Origin of the sequence: Cyclobacterium xiamenense, from assembly GCF_900109255.1 — a bacterium.
In the GTDB taxonomy this organism is placed as follows: domain Bacteria; phylum Bacteroidota; class Bacteroidia; order Cytophagales; family Cyclobacteriaceae; genus Cyclobacterium; species Cyclobacterium xiamenense.
This window is the reverse complement of sequence record NZ_FNZH01000004.1, coordinates 209,424-229,940: the sequence shown is the minus strand read 5'-3', so window position 1 is coordinate 229,940 and position 20,517 is coordinate 209,424. Positions and strand designations below refer to the sequence as shown.

Annotated in this window: 17 protein-coding genes and 2 pseudogenes; 10 read left to right on the top strand and 9 right to left on the bottom strand. The window is 48.7% G+C overall.

Annotation, left to right across the window (positions count from 1 at the left end; all coding sequences use genetic code 11):
* Positions 1–235: 235 nt before the first annotated feature.
* Positions 236–763 carry an RNA polymerase sigma factor gene (locus BMW71_RS14485; RefSeq protein ID WP_092175408.1) on the bottom strand — a complete coding sequence of 176 codons (528 nt, stop codon included), beginning with the start codon at positions 761–763 and terminating at the stop codon, positions 236–238.
* Between the two features lie 434 nt (positions 764–1,197).
* Here BMW71_RS14485 and BMW71_RS14480 point away from each other — a divergent pair, with 434 nt between their 5' ends.
* Positions 1,198–1,548, top strand: coding sequence for a hypothetical protein (locus BMW71_RS14480; RefSeq protein WP_092175406.1), 351 nt, complete (start codon positions 1,198–1,200; stop codon positions 1,546–1,548).
* 57 nt (positions 1,549–1,605) lie between these two features.
* Here BMW71_RS14480 and BMW71_RS14475 read toward each other — a convergent pair whose 3' ends face one another.
* Together BMW71_RS14475 and gntA are read right to left on the bottom strand one after the other, a co-directional pair.
* The gene (locus BMW71_RS14475; RefSeq protein ID WP_092175403.1) at positions 1,606–2,190 is read right to left on the bottom strand and encodes a DUF1989 domain-containing protein; all 585 of its coding nucleotides are present in this window, start codon (positions 2,188–2,190) and stop codon (positions 1,606–1,608) included.
* A 125-nt stretch (positions 2,191–2,315) separates the two neighbouring features.
* Positions 2,316–3,026, bottom strand: a complete 711-nt coding sequence (gntA, locus tag BMW71_RS14470) for a guanitoxin biosynthesis heme-dependent pre-guanitoxin N-hydroxylase GntA (protein WP_092175400.1) — start codon at positions 3,024–3,026, stop codon at positions 2,316–2,318.
* 296 nt (positions 3,027–3,322) lie between these two features.
* Between gntA and BMW71_RS14465 the strand changes: the two genes are divergently transcribed.
* A complete protein-coding gene (locus tag BMW71_RS14465) occupies positions 3,323–3,985 on the top strand; it encodes a MarC family protein (protein WP_143057634.1) in 663 nt (220 codons plus the stop codon).
* Positions 3,986–4,527: 542 nt separating this feature from the next.
* Here BMW71_RS14465 and BMW71_RS14460 read toward each other — a convergent pair.
* Together BMW71_RS14460 and BMW71_RS14455 are read right to left on the bottom strand one after the other, a co-directional pair.
* Positions 4,528–5,940: a sigma-54-dependent transcriptional regulator gene (locus BMW71_RS14460; RefSeq protein WP_092175395.1), complete on the bottom strand. Its 1,413-nt coding sequence runs from the start codon at positions 5,938–5,940 to the stop codon at positions 4,528–4,530.
* Between the two features lie 606 nt (positions 5,941–6,546).
* A complete protein-coding gene (locus BMW71_RS14455) occupies positions 6,547–9,174 on the bottom strand; it encodes a family 20 glycosylhydrolase (RefSeq protein WP_092175392.1) in 2,628 nt (875 codons plus the stop codon).
* A 78-nt stretch (positions 9,175–9,252) separates the two neighbouring features.
* Between BMW71_RS14455 and BMW71_RS14450 the strand changes: the two genes are divergently transcribed.
* A complete protein-coding gene (locus BMW71_RS14450; RefSeq protein ID WP_092175389.1) occupies positions 9,253–10,344 on the top strand; it encodes an acyltransferase family protein in 1,092 nt (363 codons plus the stop codon).
* Between the two features lie 6 nt (positions 10,345–10,350).
* Positions 10,351–12,213: an exo-alpha-sialidase gene (locus BMW71_RS14445; protein ID WP_244891179.1), complete on the top strand. Its 1,863-nt coding sequence runs from the start codon at positions 10,351–10,353 to the stop codon at positions 12,211–12,213.
* 1 nt (position 12,214) lies between these two features.
* Here the strand turns inward: BMW71_RS14445 and BMW71_RS14440 are convergent, their stop codons facing one another.
* Positions 12,215–12,919: a 2'-5' RNA ligase family protein gene (locus BMW71_RS14440; protein WP_092175383.1), complete on the bottom strand. Its 705-nt coding sequence runs from the start codon at positions 12,917–12,919 to the stop codon at positions 12,215–12,217.
* Between the two features lie 5 nt (positions 12,920–12,924).
* A complete protein-coding gene (locus BMW71_RS14435) occupies positions 12,925–13,974 on the bottom strand; it encodes a hypothetical protein (protein ID WP_092175381.1) in 1,050 nt (349 codons plus the stop codon).
* A 223-nt stretch (positions 13,975–14,197) separates the two neighbouring features.
* On the opposite strand from BMW71_RS14435, the gene BMW71_RS14430 reads away from it, so the two are divergent.
* Positions 14,198–14,782 (top strand): thymidine kinase, encoded by a 585-nt coding sequence (locus tag BMW71_RS14430; protein WP_092176072.1) that lies wholly within the window; start codon positions 14,198–14,200, stop codon positions 14,780–14,782.
* Positions 14,783–14,786: 4 nt separating this feature from the next.
* On the top strand, positions 14,787–15,473 hold the full coding sequence (gene recO / locus BMW71_RS14425) for a DNA repair protein RecO (protein ID WP_092175378.1): 687 nt from the start codon (positions 14,787–14,789) through the stop codon (positions 15,471–15,473).
* An 11-nt stretch (positions 15,474–15,484) separates the two neighbouring features.
* Here recO and BMW71_RS14420 read toward each other — a convergent pair whose 3' ends face one another.
* Positions 15,485–16,243, bottom strand: coding sequence for a hypothetical protein (locus BMW71_RS14420; RefSeq protein WP_143057632.1), 759 nt, complete (start codon positions 16,241–16,243; stop codon positions 15,485–15,487).
* Between the two features lie 77 nt (positions 16,244–16,320).
* Between BMW71_RS14420 and BMW71_RS14415 the strand changes: the two genes are divergently transcribed.
* From BMW71_RS14415 to BMW71_RS14400, 4 genes and pseudogenes are all read left to right on the top strand, one after another.
* Positions 16,321–17,301, top strand: a complete 981-nt coding sequence (locus BMW71_RS14415; protein ID WP_092175373.1) for an isopenicillin N synthase family dioxygenase — start codon at positions 16,321–16,323, stop codon at positions 17,299–17,301.
* Positions 17,302–17,310: 9 nt separating this feature from the next.
* Positions 17,311–18,519 carry a chromate efflux transporter gene (gene chrA, locus BMW71_RS14410; protein ID WP_092175370.1) on the top strand — a complete coding sequence of 403 codons (1,209 nt, stop codon included), beginning with the start codon at positions 17,311–17,313 and terminating at the stop codon, positions 18,517–18,519.
* A 748-nt stretch (positions 18,520–19,267) separates the two neighbouring features.
* A pseudogene (locus BMW71_RS14405) lies at positions 19,268–19,513 on the top strand (cytochrome c nitrite reductase small subunit); the annotation flags it as partial.
* Between the two features lie 55 nt (positions 19,514–19,568).
* A pseudogene (locus tag BMW71_RS14400) lies at positions 19,569–19,796 on the top strand (ammonia-forming cytochrome c nitrite reductase subunit c552).
* A gap of 68 nt (positions 19,797–19,864) precedes the next feature.
* Here the strand turns inward: BMW71_RS14400 and BMW71_RS14395 are convergent.
* On the bottom strand, positions 19,865–20,497 hold the full coding sequence (locus tag BMW71_RS14395; RefSeq protein WP_143057631.1) for a hypothetical protein: 633 nt from the start codon (positions 20,495–20,497) through the stop codon (positions 19,865–19,867).
* Positions 20,498–20,517: the final 20 nt, after the last annotated feature.

Below are 20,517 nucleotides of genomic sequence, written 5' to 3'. Positions count from 1 at the left end.
AGAAGCCCCGCTTTTATTCGTCATGGAGTCAAAAATGGGCAAGTTTTTATGGTGGACGTGTACCGAAACCACAGAGGACCCGATTCTACTTGCTTGTATAAAAAAGATGTGACGTATATCCGAAAATAAGCTGTTACTTAAAAAATGATTTGGGTGCGAAAAAAAAACACACAAATATCTTCGTAGCTCCTCACGAACCACCTACCAGCCTGAAAAAATCAAGGATGCCGGGGCATTACTCCATCTCTTTCCGAAGGATAAACTTGGCTTTTACTAATTGGTTCTTCACCGTGTTTTTTGAAATCATGAGAATATCCGCGATTTCATTGTAGGACTTCTTTTCGAAATAATTCATCTCCAAAATCTTCCGCCGCTTTGGAGATAAACCTTCGATAATGCGTTCCATCTTCGTTAGCTGCGCCTCCTTTACCTGTTCACAATCGTCCTCCTCTTGTTGAATACGTTCCCAAAACCGCTCCTTCAAATTGTTGTTTTTGTTGAGTGCTTTCAAGTAATCGAATATTTCGTTCTTGACGGAAGTAAATACGTAGGAATTGAAATTCAATTCCGGGCGAATTTTGGTCCTTCGTTTGAGAATTTTCATAAATACCTCGTGGTAAATATTTTCCGCCTCCTGCTCATCCTTGATAATGGAAACACTGAAACGGATTACCGGTATCCGGTAATATTGGTAAATCTTTTCGAAGGCCTTGCGGTCTCCACTCCGAAAACCATCCAGCAATTTTTTGTCAGGTTGTTCCATATCCCAATTGATTATCGTATACACTGTTCATAAGCCTTGCACTGCATGAAACATGGACAGGCACTGCTTATTTTTTTATGAATATGAAGCTTTAAACCGGGAAAATCTGCGCAAATCACGTATATAAATCTTCAATTTGCGAATTTTACAAACACATTATGGGTTGGAAATGAAGGATTTAACAAATTGATGACAAAAAATTAACCGAAAAATTGAGAATACCCGTAAAAAAGTGGCTTCTTTTTAAAATTGTGTTAAATTTTAACGAGATTTCTGTTTCTGGAACTAAAAAAACTTTTTCGGCAATTTTGGCCTATTTTTTTATATAAAAAACGGTGTCTGGTTCATTTTTTGAAAGCTCACATAGAAGCATCGTAATAAATCTGTCCTTTGCGGTAACCACCTCGAAGGAAATTTAAACAAACCTGTGAAAAATGAAGAGTATACCTGCGCAACTACTGATTCTGCTTAGTTATTTGAATGACGCATCCGTTAACGAAAAAATTAAGGGGAGACTGGACACTATTTATGAATGGCTCGAATGTAAATTGACGCGTATCATTGACCATGAAAAGCTCAGTGACCTCAAGTCTAAACCCGACGACCCACAGGTCAGGGAACAATGGCGACTGATTTTACAGGAGGCCATTTCCGAAGACGACCTGTACTCGAATGAGTTACATGCAATGTTCGACGAAGGGATCGACCTGATTCAAAGAAATGATCCCGAATGGTATCAACGTTATTGCTCCAATAAGAAAAAGGGGGAACCCGAAATCAGGTAAGTGCGGTAGCAGCGATACCGAATACCAAACGGTGTCCATCGCGACAACTTCCGGATTTTACGATTCCGGATTTACCTCGTAGCCGATAGGTTTGAATTTGAAGTTATTGGATTGTTCGGCAGAACAGGCCGTTAGACCAATAATCAAATCCATGCAGGCTTTAAATAGAACGTAGTCCCCCGGCTTGCTTTTTGGAGGTTCCACGCGAATGGTTCCCTCCGGGTCCAGTTGTACATTCATAAAAATATTAAAGGCTGTCGGTATATCGTCGGCTGGTATGCCGAATGCGTCTAGGTTTTGCTCCAGGTTTTCGAAACAACTGGGGTGATAGGTTGGATTGTTGTACAAAATCTGAAAGGTTTCGGGACTGCAAGGAGCCAGGAGAAAATCATTTCTGCCATTCGTATCTTCCCATATTTCCATCATTTTCTGACCTCGGTTGCTCCAAAGATGATGTCCTTTCGTGATAAAAAGCGTACTTTCAAAATCCAGGGTTTTACCCGAAGAGAGCTTTTCGCGCTTGTCATTCGCATTAAATGCCACCAAATCGCTGACCTGCTCTCCCTGTAAATCAATTACCTTCAAAAATGCTCCCTTTTTGAGGTGAAAGGCTACTCCAGACTGTTTTTCAATTATTTTCATGTGTTTATAATGGTCTTTTAGTGGTCACCTACCCGCCCGGATAACGCCAGTCGGACGGGGAATCCTTGCCTGTCCGGTAGGCAGGCACGATTTCATCCTACGTCTATTTTAACGGCTCAGCCTTTCTACGGACGAAAGGGACATTTCCAGTTCTTTTCTACCCTTCTACCGCTGTATTGAGGTGCCTCCCGTCCCTCTCCGAAATCTTCGACCATTGGATTGATGGAACCCTGGTATTCCCTATCCCGTTCTCTAGTCACCTTTTTCATCGTTTCGAATTGATCGTTTTCTCTCAATTTGTCAAATTGCCGGTGTAGATTAAACGCCATGGCGGGATACCCTATCCTTCGCGCAAGCCTGCTGGCTTTTGGATGAATGCCCACAATAAAAAAAGCCGTTCCCCCAAAACTAAAGCTGAAATTGTCTGCCTCAGGATCACTACTTACCGCCGGGTCCCAATTATCTTTGCGACCTTCGAGATCGTGCAATTTTTGAAGTTGCTCCCATAACTTTTGTTCAAATCCCGATTCGGAATGGATTTCATCCGTAAAGTAGGCGATAAATGTAAGGTAATCACTTTCGGATTCAACGGCCTCTTGTAGGTATTTTTTTAAATCAACGCTTAAATCTTGCGTGGTTGTTTCCGATGCCATCAGGTTATAAAAACCCAAGCGGTATTGATTGGTATTAATAGCGGCCTTTGCGCCTACGCATGGATAGCCGGCATTCGCTATTTTCTCATTCAGATCCGTGTAGCTATTCCTGATTCGCTCATTTTTAGTACCAATCATCGCTGCAGGTGTCCAGTAGGTCGGATGGATATTTTTGCTATTCATACGCGTTTTGCGTTAGGGTGATTTTGTTTCGACATTATTTGTTCGCAAAACTGGATTCCAACGGTTCTCAAACGATTGGCCGTTCGCTTACTTACCCACACAGGGACAATTCCTGTGCCAGTACCTTGGTTGCGTGCTGCCCAAAAATCTTGAGGACTAAAAACCTCGATACCTACAACTTTTTTGGTACAACAGTCTGGGTATCGGCCGAAAACCCTAAGCCCAGCCAGCGATCTAACGCTCCATTGGAATGATATGTGTACGCTAACTGGCGTACCCTTAACCGGAATAAAGACATGAATAGTGATTTGATGCTAAATTTCCTGCTAGCGATGGTCGCAATTGTCAACCCTATCGGACTGATACCGATTTGGTACGAATTGACGGGGGATGCCCAACCAAAGGTAAGGCGCCGAATTGCCGTAATGGTGGTAGGCACCGCATTCGTTATCCTATTGGTCTTCGTGAATGTTGGAATCTTCATCCTGCAATTCTTTGCCATTGATATAGAAGTGTTTAAAATTGCCGGAGGGCTATTACTAATGCTAACAGCCGTTTCGATGGTGGAAGGAAAGGCCAGTCGCCTGACTGGAAATCAGGAGGAAGGCCAAACCGATACAGAACTCGCCGCAAGGCGGTTTGAAAAAGTGCTTGTCCCACTTACGATCCCAATGCTTGCCGGACCTGGTTCCCTCACCACTGTTTTGCTATACAGCGCGCAATCTCAGGAACTGCTGGATTACTTGGGCAATTCGCTTGTTTTGGTGGTTAGTTATGCCTTCCTTTTTCTCGTTCTCATCCATTCCTATTTGCTGGAAGAAAAAGTAAACAAACTGGCATTCGTCGCATTTACCAGAATTTTTGGAGTGATTGTCGCAGCTATTGCGATCCAATTTGTCGTGGAAGGACTTGGCGCTGTTTTTCCAAATTGGCTGGAAGGGGGGTCCGCTGTGGAGTAATCGTTACAAAATGGTTTGGAACGGTTACAGGGAGTAAGAGGCAGAAAGGTACGTTTTTAGGAGATGGTTTAAAATTTGAAAGGACCAGGTAGTACTGCACATTACTGCACAAATCAGCACCCTGATAGTTTTGCTTCGCTAAACGAATGCAAAACGAATCCCGGCCCAATTCGCTTAATAGTAGGACCGACCGGAACCTGTTGCCAGTTCAGCTTTGGCATCCACCCCCTACCCTTTGGCGGTAAGCGGTAGGGACCGGTATCACCCCGGATAGGGGATACCAGCGGCCAGAAATAGCAGGTGAAGCTGACTGATATAGGTGTGGGGGCCAAACCTGGCGGCTGGCAGAATCCCGGAACGCACCATCGTAGCTTACCATGAGCCCCCTGTTTCGGTTGGCCGGCCGAAACAGGCCCACTCACTAGCATCTTTTTCCTTTTTTTCAATGGCTTTCGATTGATAGGGCTCCATTACTATCCAATCAACCCTGACAGACCCAAGGTGCTGCGCTCTCCTCAGCGCATACCTGGTATTGGATAGCACTAATTGGCTAATTCTACGACTTTTAATTTGGAGTAAAGCGTTTTTCTGTGGATGTTCAAAATCTTCGCTGCTTTGGTTTTGTTGAAGTTGACCTTCTCAAGCACTTCCATGATTCTGGTTATTTCCGCCTGCCGTGCAGCCGACTTGAGGTCCGGCTCTACGCTACTCACCTGGTACGCTGCTTTGCCGTTATTCGTTTCGTCCAAGTGCTTGTAGGAAGGGCTAACCAGCATTGCAGCCGGCAAGGCACTTTTATAGATGTACTGATCCTTTTCAATAAACAAGCAGGCCCTTCGGATTACATTTTTTAATTCCCGAATATTTCCGGGCCATTCGTATCGATAAAAGATTCGTTTTACTTCTTCTGAAAGCTGTGGCTTTTCGATACGTAGTTCCTCACTTACCTGGCTCAGGAAATAATTGATGAACAGGGGCAAATCTGAAATTCGCTGCTTCAGGGTAGGAACCTTTAAAATAAACTCACTTAGCCGGTAAAACAAGTCTTCCCGAAAAAAGGACGAACCGGATTTAACAATAAGGTCTTCGTTTGTAGCGGCGATCACGCGGACGTCGATGGATACTTCTCCAACACCCCCGATTTTCCGGATACGTTTTTCCTGAAGTGCCCGGAGCAAAGCCATCTGCGTTTCCGGAGAAAGATTGGCAATTTCGTCCAGGAAAATTGTGCCGCCATTGGCCAGTTCAAATAACCCCGTCTTTTTGGTAACGGCTCCTGTAAACGCCCCCTTTTCGTGACCAAAAAGTTCACTTCCCGCTATTTCCTTGGACAAGCTCCCACAATCAACGGCTACAAATGGTTGATCGGAACGATCGCTGACTTTATGAATTAGTCGGGCTACCGCCTCTTTACCGGTTCCGGTTTCTCCTTCAATGATCACCGTGAAGTTCGTTGTCCCCACGCGTTTTATTTGTCGGACCATCTCCACCGCTTCCCTGCTTTCTCCGACTACAAAGTCAAATTCCTCGCTACCTCCATTTTCTTGGACAGTAGGCTTTCTTCCAACAAACGGAACGCTACTTGCGGCGGTACGTTCCCGAAGACTACAGGCCCGAATTGCCTCCAGCAATTCATCTGGATTAAGCGGCTTCGACAGGAAATTGCACGCACCCTTTTTGATTGAATCGATCGCATTTTTTAGGTTGACCTCTTGACCCATGAAAATCAGGAACACATCCGGTAGGGTTTTCAGCGCTTTTTCGAAAAATTCGTCGGCGTCGATATCCGGTAGCCGGTATTCGCAAATAACGATGTCAACCTGCTGCTTTTTCATGATTGCCAACGCAAGATGCCCTTGCGTTATGGTTTCCACCTCGTACTTTTCTTTGGATAAAAATTTTTTCAAAAGCGAACACGTGGAAATCTGATTATCAACAACTAATATCTTTTTCATACTATTTGGGGCTTTAGAATGCTTTCGGCAAGTCCCATTTGAACCAACCAACTTCCTACAAAGGTAGCGAACAAAGCACCTCAATGTGTTACAATTAAACCTCGTTTTATTATAGGTTTATGCGATCACCTGTGAATTTATTTAAGTAAAAAATACAAAAAATTGTATTAGTACGTGCTTTTTGGAAAAACAAAACCCATCAATCTCCAAAAACAGAAAAAAAAACAACGGCAGGGCAACTGACAAAGCCCCACCCGAATCTGTAACGTAAAAACCACATAAGCACTCCGTAGAAAACAGGCAAGCGCACCAATCCTATCAGGCGGGAACCTCATCGCCCCTATTCCAGGACTACTAAACGAAACGCCTCCTTGGTCGGCGTCCTACCTTGACCCGGCTAACTTCACGTTTTCAGAAAAAAACGAACGTTACCGGCATGGAACGACCAATGAAGTTTGTATAATGACCAGCTGTCAGGGTGTGCTGTTCCGGCTGGGGGTAGTCCATATTGGCACCTGGGGTTGCCGCATTCGCCCTTTTGGAATCAACAAATCCGGGCCATCGGGGTTCGTTTTACCGAGAGGAATTTGTGAAGCTAAGACCGAATTACAGATCTACAGTTACGGTCTTGCTCCCCTTGCCTGTGCGGTCAAATGCCCTTATTTTTACCTGACCACTCAAAAGTAGGGGCTTCTCGTACTTGTCAGCATCGAAGTGGGGTTCGGTCCCATCGGTGGTATAGCGGAGTTCAAGCCCCGGAAAATTCACATTCGCATACAGGGTATCGTTTTTTATCCGCAAGCCAGGAGGCGCAATGCGGTAATTGTATCCTCCATTCCAACGGGCCAGTTTGGGATACTCTCTTCGAGCCAGGGTATTTGCAAAACGATTCCAGCCTTTTTCAATTTCCTGATCCATTTCTTTAAGGTCCAATGCCCTTTCCCAATCCCGCTCCTTTGCCCAGGAACTCTCGGCAAACCCGAGTAGTTTCGGGAAAATATAGTACTCGGCCATCGCCTCGCCCTTTACCGTTTCCGACCAAAGCTGTGCCTCCAATCCCATGATATTTTCCTTCGCATCGGGATGGATGCGGACCATGTTTGCGAATTCCTTTTCCCGATCGATCGGCCGTCCCATGCTGCTGGTATAGGTTGTTTTAAACCAATCGAAGGGAGCAAAGGCCCAGGCGTCTTTTGTATCCACGAATCCCGCCCAATACAAACCCGGCTCGGCAGGGTCGTTTGAATAGGCAAGGTCAAAGTAAAAATTGGATACGTTGCACAACACCACGTCGTAGCCCTGATTGGCCAATTGGTAACCCAAATCCGGGTAATCAAACATATTGTTCCAGATATAGGGCACCACGTTTCGGCCAACGAATTCGGGATTGGGCCGGTAGGCACCGGATTCATCTTTTATCAGGGTCATTTCTTCCCATACGTGTACCTCTAATCCCCGCTTTTCCAATCGCTTCAAAAGTTCGCGGAAAAAGAAGGCCTGTAGGTTTTTCCTATCCTGTATATCGGGGAGATTTTCCAGCAATAGGGCTGCGGAAGGCGATTCGCCGGGAGATTCTTCCAGCAATTCGGCGACCATGGGCGATTCGGTCCAGGAGCCAACCGGTACCTCATCTCCTCCTGCATGCATCTTTTTTAATTCCAGACCTGCCTCCTGATACATCAGGGCCAGCTCGTCCACCACTTTCTCGTAAAAGCGGTAGGTGGATTCCCTCACTACGCTGACGACGTTGTCCTTATACGCCTGTGCCGAAAGGTACTCCGAGCGGTCATCCGGATCAATCAGGCGGTATTCCTCGGCGGCCAGCATATCGCCGGCCTCCATAAACCTGTGGTACCTTGCTTCCATGGACTTAATGGCAGCCCGGGCATGCCCGGGAAAGTTCAACTCCGGAATAATCGTGATGTGACGTTCACGGGCATACTTAAGTATATCGATAAATTCCTCCCGGGTGTAGAAGCCGCTTCCGTGGCCGCCTTTCCCATAGGCCTCCGGCCCCGAACCGTACCCGGGATGCAACGCGGGCGCTGCCATGCCTTCCACGTGCTGCCGCTGTCCGCCCACATCCGTTAATTCCGGTAACCCGGGGATTTCTACCCGCCAACCCTCGTCCTCGGAGGTATAGAAAAGAAAATGATTCAGCTTGTAATGCGCCATCATGTCCAGGGCTTTTTTGATGGTCTCCTTGGTTTGAAAATTCCTGGCCACGTCCACGTGCAAACTCCTAAAACGAAAGCGGGGGGCGTCTTCTATATAGACAAAAGGCAGGACCAATGGTGCTTTTTCGCGAAGGTAGATTTCCGGGCCCAGTAGGGAGAGCAAACTTTGCACCCCGTAAAAAACACCCGCAGCATCTCCACCCGTGATGGAAATACCCGATTCGTCCACCTCCAGGCGATAGGCCTCCTGCTGCTTCCCGTCCACCCGTATATCGGAAAGAGACAGCCGGATGGCTGCTTCTTTTCCCAGCGCTGCATTGCTTCCGAGATCAACGCCGGTCAGGCTTTTCAGCTTTTCATTCAGGTAAGCTGCTTCGTTTTCCAATCCTTCCTGATAAGCGACTGTCATCGCTGGATCGATTGAAAACGTTCCGTTTCGCTTTTCCATCCGATAAGGGCTCGGGATAATGGGCTGCAAATCGGAATCGCCTACCGGTTGCATGCGCTCGTTGATCGCATACTGCCGGGCAAGGCTGTACGGTTCTTCCTTGTCTGCCCCACCGCGCAGTAGCTGTTCTTCACGGACAAAAGGCCGGACGTTCCAATTATCCACGGGGACCGTTGCAAGCTCCTGCTGATTTGGGCCGTAAAATACCATGTACAGTCCCATAGGGGCATCCGTTTCCTTGATTATCCCTTCAATACCCGTGTAGGCTACCTCCAGCCGCTCACCGGGACCAAGGTAGAAACCTTTTTCGGGACGAAGTCGGTACCAATCGCCGTTAATATGTGTGATGGTCGCATGGGTACTGCTGAGGATCTTTCGCGGGGACATGTTGAAAAATAAAGCCCATCCCTCGTCTTCCAGGGCTTTTTCGCCCGTATTTTCAAACAGGAAACGTGCCTTGAACTGGCCTTCCTCTCCGGTAAAGTTACTGACCAACTCCCATTCCAGGTGAAGCTGTTCGACGGTTTGCTCCCAGGTGGGCGACGACTGACAGGACCCAAACAAAAGACCAAGGGCCAGGAGTAAAAAGGAAGGAAGGGTTTTATTCATAATTCAACAGATTTAAATAGCCTTATTATTACCGCTATTGGTATTAAATTGACTATCAAACGAACCTAAATTTATTCTATGAAGCCAACCCGATTGATCTCCCTGGATGCGTTGAGAGGATTTACCATTGCAGCCATGATATTGGTCAACTACCCCGGTACATGGGACCAGGTCTACCCTCCCTTGTTGCATGCGTCCTGGAACGGCCTTACGATGACGGATTTTATCTATCCGTTTTTCCTGTTTATCGTCGGGGTTTCCATTGCTTTTGCCTATTCCAAAAGGCTTCAGGCTGGCTTTCCCAAACCTGAAATGTACAAAAAAATACTGACCCGTTCCCTTAAAATATTCCTTGTGGGTGTTTTTTTGAACCTGATTCCTGCCTTTGATTTTTCGGACATGCGGATAGCCGGAGTGCTGCAGCGCATCGCCATCGTCTTCCTGGTGTGTGCCTTCCTTTTCCTGAACAGCGACTGGAAAAAGCAAGCTTACCTGGCCGGCAGCATCCTTGTGGGATACTGGCTGGCCATGACCCTGATTCCCACGCCGGATGAGGGCCTGGTGATGCTGGAACCCGGAAGAAACCTGGCTGCCTGGATCGACCGAATCCTGCTTCCCGGCAAAATGTGGGAGGGGAATTGGGATCCGGAAGGCCTGTTCAGCACCTTTCCAGCGATCGTAACGGGCATTTTGGGGATGTTGGCAGGACATATCTTGCTTTCCGACAAAAACCAGCACCTGAAAGCCAACTACCTGATGGCTCTGGGTTTGCCACTTGTCCTGCTGGGGCTCCTGTGGGCGCAGGTTTTCCCGATCAATAAACACTTGTGGACCAGCTCCTTTACTTTAGTAACCGGAGGAGCGGCATTTCTGGCGCTGGGCGCCTGCTATTTTCTGGTAGACATTTTGGGTAAACAAAAAGGAACCCGCATTGGCATTATTTTCGGAGCCAATGCCATTACCGTGTATGTACTGGCAGATGTCCTCTCCCTGGTATTTTATGGGCTCGAGATCGGAGGCCAATCCTTAAACATGCACTTTCTGACCGCCTTTTCCGGCATTGGATTGCCGCTGAAATTTTCCAGCATGGTCTATGCCTTGCTGTTCGTTGGTATCAATTTTATCCCCGCCTACCTGCTGTATCAACGAAAGATATTCATCAAATTATAAAACCCCATGAAGCCTTACCTACGTGTACACTGCCTTCTTGTTTTCGTCAGTCTTTTTGGCTTTTTGACGAGTTCTTCGGCCCAAACGGGCAGCATACATGAACCGGTCCGCTATATTGGCGGTACCAGTATCGATCCGGATATACACGAAGGCAGGCTTCGGTATGCCGTAGGGGTAGAAAGCAGGCAAACCTTGCGGGTAAACCGCAGCCAACCAGAGCTGGCCGACGGCTTCGGCTGGACCTACAGCCATGCCTCCAACCTGGCCTATTGGGAAGGTACTTTCTTCCAACAGTATTTGAGCAACCCCGTGGATGAGCACATATCGCCGGGGCAAACCCTGTTGATCCGCTCGGAGGATGGGCGAAACTGGTCGGAACCGGAAGTGCTTTTCCCGCCCTACCCGGCACCGGAGGGCGTGCAGATTCCCGAAGGGTACGCCGGCTACATGATGCACCAGCGGATGGGATTCTATGTAAGCAACAGCGGTAAATTACTCAGCCTGGCCTTTTACGGCCATTCGGAGGACCCTTTCGAAGCAGGTGGTATCGGTCGGGTTGTCCGCGAAATAAAGAAAGACGGAAGTTTTGGCCCCATATATTTTATTCGGTACAGCAGTCACACCGATTGGAACGAAAGCAACACGGCTTTTCCTTTGTATACCACATCTCCCGATACAGCGTTTATTCATGCCTGTGAAGAATTGCTGGAAAATACCCTGATCACCCTGCAGTGGCGAGACGAAGACAATGGCCTGGATGGATTCTACACGGGAGAGCGAGGTGGTTCGGCCTTTTCCTACTATACACGGAAGGACGGAAAAACGATTGGATTCTGGAAGCGTTCGCTGGTAGCTATCTCAGAAGATGCGGGAAAAACGTTCAGCCCCTCTGTAAAAGTCCCCACACTGACCATGGCCGGCGGCAAGGTCTGGGCGCAGCAGACACCCGACAACCGCTATGCCCTCGTATACAACCCCATTGACATCGACGAATACCGGTACCCGCTGATCGCAATCAGCTCGGATGACGGCATCCTGTTTGATGACATGGTACTGGTGCAGGGAGAGGTCCCGCCCCGCCGGTTTTACGGTCGATGGAAAGATTTCGGACCCTGTTACGTACGCGGGATCGTGCAGGGAAACGGAACTCCTCCCGGTAACGACATGTGGCTAACCTACAGCATGAACAAGGAGGACATGTGGGTCAGCCGGGTACCCACTCCCATCCGGCATGCCGTCAAGGGAGCCGTTGATGATGATTTTGATGAACTGAGTGCCCATGGTCCCATTCCGGATTGGAACATCTATTCGCCCCGCTGGGCACCGGTACAGGTGGTCCCCTCTCCTTCTGGTGAAGGAATGGTACTAGAGCTTGCAGACGAAGATCCCTACGACTATGCCCGGGCCATCCGTATTTTCGAAGAGGGACAGGAGGTTTCCGTGGAATGGGAATTCATGGCTTCCGCTGGGGAAAACGGACGATTGGAAATGGACCTCACCGACCGGTATGGAAACCGCCCCGTCAGAATCACCCTGGACGAATCGCGCAACCTCAGCTACTGGTCGGGACACGAAAGAAAAGTAGTGGGAAAAGTCGAAACGGGTAACTGGCAACGCCTCCACCTGCGGGTGTTAGCTACGCCCGGGGGCCATTTTTCACTCGCCTGGAATGGGGAGCAAATCGCCGAACAAATTCCCCTGACAGTGGCCGTAAAATCCATCGAACGGCTGTCTTTTCGAACGGGCCCCTACCGCGACCTGCCTGGACGAAAAACGCCGAACGAAGACCCGGTTCCTCCCCTGCCCGGAGCCGACAAGAAAGTGCCGCGTGCGCGGTTTTTCATCGATCAGGTCTCCATCCACCCTTGATTTACGCGGGATTTTTTCCCAGCAATACGAAGCTTTCGATAAGGGTCACGTTCTTTTGCCGTTGGTACCAATCGTTGCAAACAAACTCCACCTGCTTAAAATGTTGGCAGCCAAAAAAACGATCCTGATAGCGTTCCAGGATGGCCAGCACGGCTGCAGCTTCCGTATCCAAAAGGGGTTTTTGGAAGCGAACCAGGGTACAGTGCGCGGTAACCAGTCGGTACCGCTTATCCAGAGATTGCTCCAGATTGGAATTTTTGAACAGCCGTCGCAGATTTTCCCTGCTTTGCTCCAGGTATGCGTTTCCCGGAAAGCCCTGGACCATCAGACAGGAAGCGGAAGCAAAAACGCCTCTGAACTCCACCGGTATGGGCGGGATGTCCCGAAGAGCCTCTGCAATCAATTGCCGATAGGCGGGAATATCGATCGCCTCTAGCCGAAATTCCGGGTAGCAGGTGATCAGGGGCATTAGGGTCAGGTGCATATCCGAGGGAGGGTAGCCATGGTGTCCGGGCGCCACCTGCCGTACCGCGTCCACGAAACCTGAGAAAGCGGCTTTCAGGTGCTCCTCCGGACGTAATAGGAGTGTCAATCCTTTTCTTGTGTCTGTGGAATCGAGCAGGTGGGGGTCATACGAAAATCCTTCCTGCCGGACCCGGTCCAATGCCTCCCGATGCAGGCGGCTGTAATGTGCCTTCAGATCCATTTAACTCAGTCACCGTCAAATTTCCGAAACACCAGTTGCAGCAATTCCTGCACCTCGTCCGATTGCACGTCCCATTTCAGTGTACCGACAAAACTGGCGTTCAATAGGTTCACCGCATCAAAAAAACTCTCTGTCCGATCCAATTCCTCCAGGGCCTGATCCAACAGATCCTGATTCCCCTGAAACAATCGCCTGGTAAACATGATGCGCTGATTGATACCCATGCCTTCCCGCAGATGGCGGATGCTACCTTTCATGTAGGCATGCTCTTCGGATTCAAAGCGTGCCCAGGCCAATGCAGGATCGATGAAATCTCCTGACTCATCCGGATCCGCTTCCTCTCCGTACCGGGAAGCCGCAGACGCTTCGGACGGCGCTGCTTCCGCAGAAAAGACCTCTGAATTATTGCTGCTGCTTTCTTCCGTAATTTCCGGTTGGTGTATCAACCGATCCAGGTCAATCGGCAGGGTATCCTGGAGCGGTGCCAATAAATCCGCCACCGATGGCGCATCTGCTTGCTTGCCAAAGCCCTCGTACAATGTCTCTCTCCAGGCAGGACTTTCGGGCAAACCGGACAGCAGATCCACTGCCGGGCCCCATGCGTCTGCATGCCATTTGATGTATTTTCGGAGTCCGGAGAAGTCCGGAGTTGATTTTTGTGTCAATGCCTGCAGGGTATCTTCCATGAATTCCACGGGTTGCACTGCGAGCAACAGGGTTTTTTCCAACGATCGGGCCAATAGCGGCTCAAAATCCGCCTGCCGTATGGAGATGGCCTGCGAGAGGCTGTTCATAAATTCCCGAAGCGATGCTTGTACGCCTGCGTCGGTGTAATCAAAATAGGGCGTTCGTGAAAGCAGTTCCAGCTGCTCCTGCCAGGTTTCAAAAAGGCTTTTGATGACCATCAGGTTAAGTTGCTTGCATGCGCTTAATTCAACGATCTCCTTTCCACTGATGGTTTTGTTGGATCCAAAAAAATCCCTGCAAACCTTTTGTGCGAATTCCGCGGAATAATGGGCAGCATAAGTCTGATTCAAACGGTGTTGCTTTGGCATTTGACTTGTCATTATTCGATTAAAAATACGGGTAAAGGTAGGCATTTTCTCGCTTAAATTACGAATGAACGAGTGGCGACTCCCGTGAAATGCCCGGCGAATCGTATGAAAATACCCGATAAAAACGCGTAATTTTACCTATTGTAAAATTTTGAAGAATTTCGTTGCGGCTTTTTACGGTTCGTTCGGGCAAAATAAGGCGTTTGCGACTATTTTTACACCCATGTTTATTGAAACCTCGTTAGGAAACCACCACCACGCCGGTCGCAAGGGACAGGTGGAAGTAATCTGCGGATCGATGTTTTCTGGAAAAACCGAAGAACTGATTCGCCGACTAAACCGGGCATTAATCGCCCGGCAAAAGGTGGAGATCTTTAAACCGGCCATCGACCAACGGTACCATGCCAAAAACGTCGTATCGCACGACGAAACGGTTATCCGGTCCACACCGGTGCAATTTGCCGATGATATCTTGCTATTGGCAGGGAATTGTGATGTGGTGGGCATCGATGAGGTACAGTTTTTTGATAACCAAATCGTCGCCGTAGCCGAAAGACTGGCAGCCTCTGGCGTTCGGGTAATTCTCGCGGGGCTGGATATGGATTTCGAGGGGAAGCCTTTCGAACCCATGCCACAGTTAATGGCCATCGCAGAATACGTGACCAAGGTGCATGCAATCTGCATGAAATGTGGAGACCTTGCGGCATTCAGCTACCGGCTATCTGGCGAAAAATCCAAGGTGATGTTGGGGGAAAAGGAAAGTTACGAGGCCCGCTGCCGACGTTGCTTTTACGGGAACAAAAACTAGCTGCATGCTTCGAAAAACAAGCGGTATCGTCATCAGTTATATCAAATACCGGGAAACGTCCATCATCGTTCGGATTTTCACCCGGGACATGGGCCTGAAGAGCTACCTGGTAAACGGCGTACGAAGCGCCCGGTCAAAAACGAAAATGGCGTATTTTCAACCCCTGACATTGCTGGATCTGGTGGTCTATGACAGAGAAACCGCGTCGATCAACCGGATCTCGGAGGCAAAACTGGCCCGGGCCTTTCAACGCATCCCCTTTGATTTCTACCGTTCCGGCATCAGCATGTTCATGGGCGAAATTTTGGGGAAAGTAGTGGTCGAAAACTACCAGAACGAGCAGCTTTTTGACTACTTTTTTGACAGCATACTGGAGCTGGACGGTCCCGCTTTCCAACCCGGACTCTTCGTACTCCGCTTCTTGATTCGCACCTCGCGGTACCTGGGTTTTGAACCCGAGGATGCAGGGGAATTTTACCTGCAACTCCCCGGTGACCCAGCTAGCACCACCCATCAAGAAAAAATCCGCCTTTTGAACCAGCTATTGGAAGGCCCGGGATCGGTCTTGCCTTCCTTACCGGGTAGGCTGAAGCGGATACTGATCGACGATTGGGTGCTGTTTTACAAAATTCACATCGAGGGATTTGGTGATATCAAATCTCTCGCTGTCCTGCGTACGCTGCTTGGGTAGCCTGCCCCGGGTCATTCCACCCGTATTTTTCTGGAAACGGTGGTAAATCTCCCGGGAATCGTAGTACCACTATCACTCGCCAGCAGGCGTACCTGCAGGTCAAAGGTCCCTCTTGGAAGCCCTGAAATGGCTACCGCCGCAACTTTTTGGGTCCTGTACCGAAACGTTCCGATTTCTACCTGAATGGAAATACCGTCCAATACCGGGTCGCCGCCCAGGTAAAGGAAGTCTACCGGTACCGGTTCCCCCCAGGCAAATTGCTGCTCCTCAGCGGGCAAATGCAGGTACAGGGCCGGATGGGGGCTCTCCGAAAAAGGTTCTGCCCCTGCCACCGTAAAGTACCTCTCGGAGTAGTTTCCGTATTCTTTCAATGCCAATCCCCGTTCGTCCAAGAGGAAAGCGACCACCTGGTAGGCCCCTTTTTCTAGCTGCAAACCAAAGGACGGGCTTCCCTGAGCGATGGCCGTCCTGCCATTTACGGCAACCATCAACGGCCGATCCTTTCCCAAGGGGTAATTCCGTATATTGAAGGCAAAAGGCACCTTGCCCGCCTCGTATTTTTCGTTTCCGGCGGGGGTATACATATCCAGCAGGGCATCCGGCATGCCCGAAGAAGGTATTTCTTCCAGTTTCCAATGCGATTCTTCCAACTGCCTGGAATCTGGCATCTCAGACGAAGTAACGGATTCATTTTTTGTTTCGGAAGAATCGCAGGAAACGATCAGCAAGAGGCAGCAGAGGGCGGCCAGTAAGTAAGAGGCAAGCTTCATGAACTGGGGTTTAAAAGGAAACAAAGGTATTTAATTTTAGCCCAAAAAAAATTACCTTGCAACAAACTTGACGACGAATGCGCGAACTATTATTTGACGAAGTACCTTCTTTGGATTTGGCTGATTTTACTTCCGGGAATGCACAAAAAAAGGAAGACTTTGTAAAAAACTTGAGCGAGGCCTACCAGAACATCGGCTTTGTTGCCATCAAAAATCATGGTTTGAGCGCCTCCCTTCAGGAAGAGCTGTACCGGGCTATTCATGCCTTTTTCTCCTTGCCCGACCAAGTAAAGGCTGCCTACGAACGGCCGGAAATCGGTTTTCAGCGGGGATACACCGGCAAGGGCAAGGAACATGCCAAAGGGAGAAATACCGGAGATTTGAAGGAGTTTTACCATGTGGGACAGGACTTGGACTGGATCTCGAACGACGACCCTGTAAAGGCCGATTACCCGCCAAATGTCTGGCCAAAAGAGGTAAGCGTGTTCCGAGAGGTTTCGTTGCAGGTATTTCAAACAATTGAAGAAGCAGGCAAGCAGATGTTGCGGGCCATCGCTTTGAGCCTGGGATTAAAAGAATCGTACTTTGACGACAAGGTATTCCAAGGCAATTCCATTCTGCGGTCCATACACTACTTTCCGATCCCAAATCCCGAGGAAGTGCCTGCCGATGCCGTAAGGGCCGCCGAACACGGGGATATCAACCTCATAACGCTGCTGATGGGTGCCAGTGCGGATGGCCTTCAGGTACTGCGGCGGGACGGAAAGTGGATCCCCATTACTGCTTTGCCGGATCAATTGGTGGTGAATGTGGGCGATATGCTGGAAAGACTGACGAATAAAAAGCTGAAATCGACCATTCACCGGGTAGTAAATCCCCCCCGTGAAAAAATGAATAGCAGCCGGTATTCCATCCCTTTTTTCATGCATCCCCGGTCCGAAATGGACCTCAGCTGCCTGGATAGTTGCGTGGATGCCGATCATCCGAAAGCCTTCGCCGATTGCACCGCAGGCGAATTTTTGGACGAACGGTTAAAGGAATTGGGCTTAAAAAAATAGCAGGCCATGATGACCATTCGGAGGGTACGGTTTTACATTTACTTGAAGGATGTACTGGTACTTTCCTTAACCGCGTTTGGTGGTCCACAGGTTTTTCTGGCCATGGTCATCGATGTGATGGTCCGAAAAAGAGGGTATCTCTCGGAAAAAGACCTGTTGGAATTAAACGCCCTGTGTATGGTACTACCGGGACCGACCTCTACGCAAACGATCTCTGCGATCGGGTTTCGGATCGGTGGCCCTTACCTGGCCTATCTATCGCTTTTGGTATGGGTATTTCCGGCGACCACCCTCATGATTGGTACTGCCCTGTTGATCGATCACTTGCAAGCCAATACCGAAGGCGCCCTGGGTTTTGCAAAATTCATCCAACCCATGGCCATTGGCTATATCCTGTATGCCGCTCAAATCACCATTAAGAAGATGATTCATTCCGTGGAAGCCGCCATCCTAATGATGATGGCAGCCTTTGTGGCATTCTTTTACAATTCTCCCTTTATTTTTCCCATCATGCTGGTCATCGGAGGCTTGATTACCACCCATAATTACAACAAGCAGCCGGTTATCGAAGAAAAATCAAAAATCACTATCTCCTGGAGTAATTTTGCCCTATGGGCAGGAGTGTTGGTGGCTGCTGCGGTTTTAGGCCACTACACCCGACTACTGCCTGTCAGGCTTTTTGAAAACTTCTACCGAAACGGCAGCCTTATATTTGGCGGAGGGCAGGTCCTTGTTCCGTACCTCTACACCGAGTTTGTAGAATTCAAAAGCTACCTGAGTTCGGAAGAATTTCTAACGGGCTATGCCATCTCGCAAAGTATTCCCGGACCCACGTTTAGCATCAGTTCCTACATAGGGGCCTTGTCCATGCGCGAATGGGGGGTTACCGGTTTGGTCACCGGGGGGCTAATTGCGGCTGCGGGTATTTTTCTGCCGGGCACCTTTCTGATATTTTTTGTAATTCGGTTTTGGGACGAACTCAAAAAATACCGCCGGGTACGCGCTGCCCTGGAAGGAATCAACGCCGTCAGTTGCGGCATGTTGATCGCAGCCGCCTATTTGCTATTCGAGCCCCTGGAAAACAACCTGTTCAATATCATCGCGATTATCGGCACCTACGCCTTGCTTCAGTTTACCAAAATTCCCTCCCCTTTGATCGTCGTCCTTGGGGTCGCTGCCGGTATTTCGTACCAGTGGATAGCAAAGGGGATTGGTTGAGGTAACTTGCCAAATACCTGCAGTTCAAACGGGCTGATCCAAACTAGCTGGGCTTCTTTCTGAGCCGTTCTCCCCATTCGGCAGTATTCAGAAACTAAATTCAAATCTCCCATCGAAGGTAAAAACGGGCTGCCTATATCTTTTTTGTCCTGGAAGCCTACGGAAGCAAGCCTATTCCAAGCAATACCAACAAAAACACCCCTGAGCAGGTCCGAAAAAAAGATTTCAAAATAAAAAGCCAAAATAAAAGCAGTCCCAGGTTTATTTTTTAACCAGTTTTTTCATTTTTTACGTAAATTATACAAAAACAGGTTTAAATTTTAACCAAAAAAAAGAAGGATCTTGTAAAGATCCTTCAGGTTGGGTTTATTTTAAACTGACTAACAGCTATAATGTTTTGAAATTTGGTCGAATTAATAATTTCCGACCATTCAAATTCTTTTAAACATAATAAAAACGTACTTCAAAGCAAAAAAAAAGGATAAAATTTTTTTTAACGGAAAGTTAAGAAACAAAGAATTTTACTCAAAAAATTACACAACCCATTGTTTATCAGCATATTAATCTAAATCGATCCGCTCATTTATTTTTGTCTCCTGTCACCTGGTTCGAATTTGACGAAAAGAAATTTGATTTTAGCGATGGATTGATTAAATTAAAACTTTATGATTATGCATAGAATAAGTAAGAAAGAACTTCTATCAAGGAGTTAAAATTGCTTTTAGGGACGAACAAATCTTTTTAACCAATGAAAATGGGATTGAAGATAAAACGGTTTTTGCTCCGATACAGTCTGGCTCCCCCACACAAGTGGCGACCTGCAGCCACCGTTCTTGTTGCAGTTTTTTTCGGGTTGGGTCTGTATCTCTTACGGCTAAGCAATGCCGCTTCCTACCTCTCGGACGATCCCCAGGCCTGTGTCAACTGCCACATCATGACTCCGCAGTACATTACCTGGAACCACAGTTCCCACCGGGAAGTGGCGCACTGCAACGATTGCCACGTGCCCCAGGATAACATCGTAAACAAGTTTTATTTCAAAGCCAAAGATGGAAGCAGGCAAAGGCCCCATGCCCAGTACCTGCTGGACCTGCAAAAGTCCGGATATGGCCCGACTGATGAAGAAAATGGGCGTCTCGGATTAGTACAGCCCGAAATTCTCCGATTTGGGTTCGGAGGTAATCAACCCCATCGGCTGCGCCGATTGCCACAACCCCGAAACGATGAACCTGACGATCACCCGACCTGCGCTGATCGAGGCCTACGAGGCCATGTGAAAAGACATCAATCAGGCGTCTCACCAGGAAATGCGCTCGCTGGTTTACGCACTAGGAAAGGAACGCGGTCATTGCCTGACGGTGCCGTGTACCTCCAGCCAATCCAGGCGGGAAGAGGCCGGGCTGCCGCCACCTGCCATCAGGTCGCTCATTCCAATTTTCTGCACCGCACTCAGATCGGGATCGGTTACTTTTGCGCCTTCCGTAATCCGCTCCATGTTTAGTTTTCTCCAGCCGATTTTATCCAGGTGGAAGGTGGACACCTGCCAATCGGCACTTTCACTGCTGCCTTCCTCGCTTACCAGCCAGGAACCGTCCGTGAGTTGTACCAAGACCCGCAAGTGTCGGAAACCGGACTGCCGGGTTTTCCAAATTACCTTGCCGTTTCCTGTCAGATCCATGGCCAAACCATTTTTCAGGGCAAGGGCCATGGCCCAGTTTCCCTCACAGGTCCCCGACCAAATGTAAAAGGGATCATTGGGGATTTCCGGGTGGTTGCTTTTCTTTAGCTGCGTTTTTGCCGCCCCGTAGAGGTGCAGTTCCAGCTCCGGATGGGTAAGGTGCGCGGCCGTAACGGGAGTTTCGGCGGGGATTTCTTTCCAGTCCTCCCGGAAAATCAACCCTTCGGTTTGTCCTGCACCCAGCGTTCCGCTGAAGGCGTGCATCGTGGTAAGAAGAAGGAAGTAAACAAATGGTAGCATGGAGATAATGTGTTTATTTT

What these genes read in the sequence shown, in the direction of transcription:
- BMW71_RS14430 (WP_092176072.1), top strand. Translation starts at nt 14,198, where the DNA reads ATGTTTATTGAAACCTCGTTAGGAAACCACCACCACGCCGGTCGCAAG.
- recO (WP_092175378.1), top strand. Translation starts at nt 14,787, where the DNA reads ATGCTTCGAAAAACAAGCGGTATCGTCATCAGTTATATCAAATACCGG.
- BMW71_RS14415 (WP_092175373.1), top strand. Translation starts at nt 16,321, where the DNA reads ATGCGCGAACTATTATTTGACGAAGTACCTTCTTTGGATTTGGCTGAT.
- BMW71_RS14435 (WP_092175381.1), bottom strand. Translation starts at nt 13,974, where the DNA reads ATGCCAAAGCAACACCGTTTGAATCAGACTTATGCTGCCCATTATTCC.
- BMW71_RS14445 (WP_244891179.1), top strand. Translation starts at nt 10,351, where the DNA reads ATGAAGCCTTACCTACGTGTACACTGCCTTCTTGTTTTCGTCAGTCTT.
- BMW71_RS14460 (WP_092175395.1), bottom strand. Translation starts at nt 5,940, where the DNA reads ATGAAAAAGATATTAGTTGTTGATAATCAGATTTCCACGTGTTCGCTT.
- BMW71_RS14450 (WP_092175389.1), top strand. Translation starts at nt 9,253, where the DNA reads ATGAAGCCAACCCGATTGATCTCCCTGGATGCGTTGAGAGGATTTACC.
- gntA (WP_092175400.1), bottom strand. Translation starts at nt 3,026, where the DNA reads ATGAATAGCAAAAATATCCATCCGACCTACTGGACACCTGCAGCGATG.
- chrA (WP_092175370.1), top strand. Translation starts at nt 17,311, where the DNA reads ATGACCATTCGGAGGGTACGGTTTTACATTTACTTGAAGGATGTACTG.
- BMW71_RS14455 (WP_092175392.1), bottom strand. Translation starts at nt 9,174, where the DNA reads ATGAATAAAACCCTTCCTTCCTTTTTACTCCTGGCCCTTGGTCTTTTG.
- BMW71_RS14475 (WP_092175403.1), bottom strand. Translation starts at nt 2,190, where the DNA reads ATGAAAATAATTGAAAAACAGTCTGGAGTAGCCTTTCACCTCAAAAAG.
- BMW71_RS14440 (WP_092175383.1), bottom strand. Translation starts at nt 12,919, where the DNA reads ATGGATCTGAAGGCACATTACAGCCGCCTGCATCGGGAGGCATTGGAC.
- BMW71_RS14465 (WP_143057634.1), top strand. Translation starts at nt 3,323, where the DNA reads ATGAATAGTGATTTGATGCTAAATTTCCTGCTAGCGATGGTCGCAATT.
- BMW71_RS14395 (WP_143057631.1), bottom strand. Translation starts at nt 20,497, where the DNA reads ATGCTACCATTTGTTTACTTCCTTCTTCTTACCACGATGCACGCCTTC.
- BMW71_RS14420 (WP_143057632.1), bottom strand. Translation starts at nt 16,243, where the DNA reads ATGAAGCTTGCCTCTTACTTACTGGCCGCCCTCTGCTGCCTCTTGCTG.
- BMW71_RS14485 (WP_092175408.1), bottom strand. Translation starts at nt 763, where the DNA reads ATGGAACAACCTGACAAAAAATTGCTGGATGGTTTTCGGAGTGGAGAC.
- BMW71_RS14480 (WP_092175406.1), top strand. Translation starts at nt 1,198, where the DNA reads ATGAAGAGTATACCTGCGCAACTACTGATTCTGCTTAGTTATTTGAAT.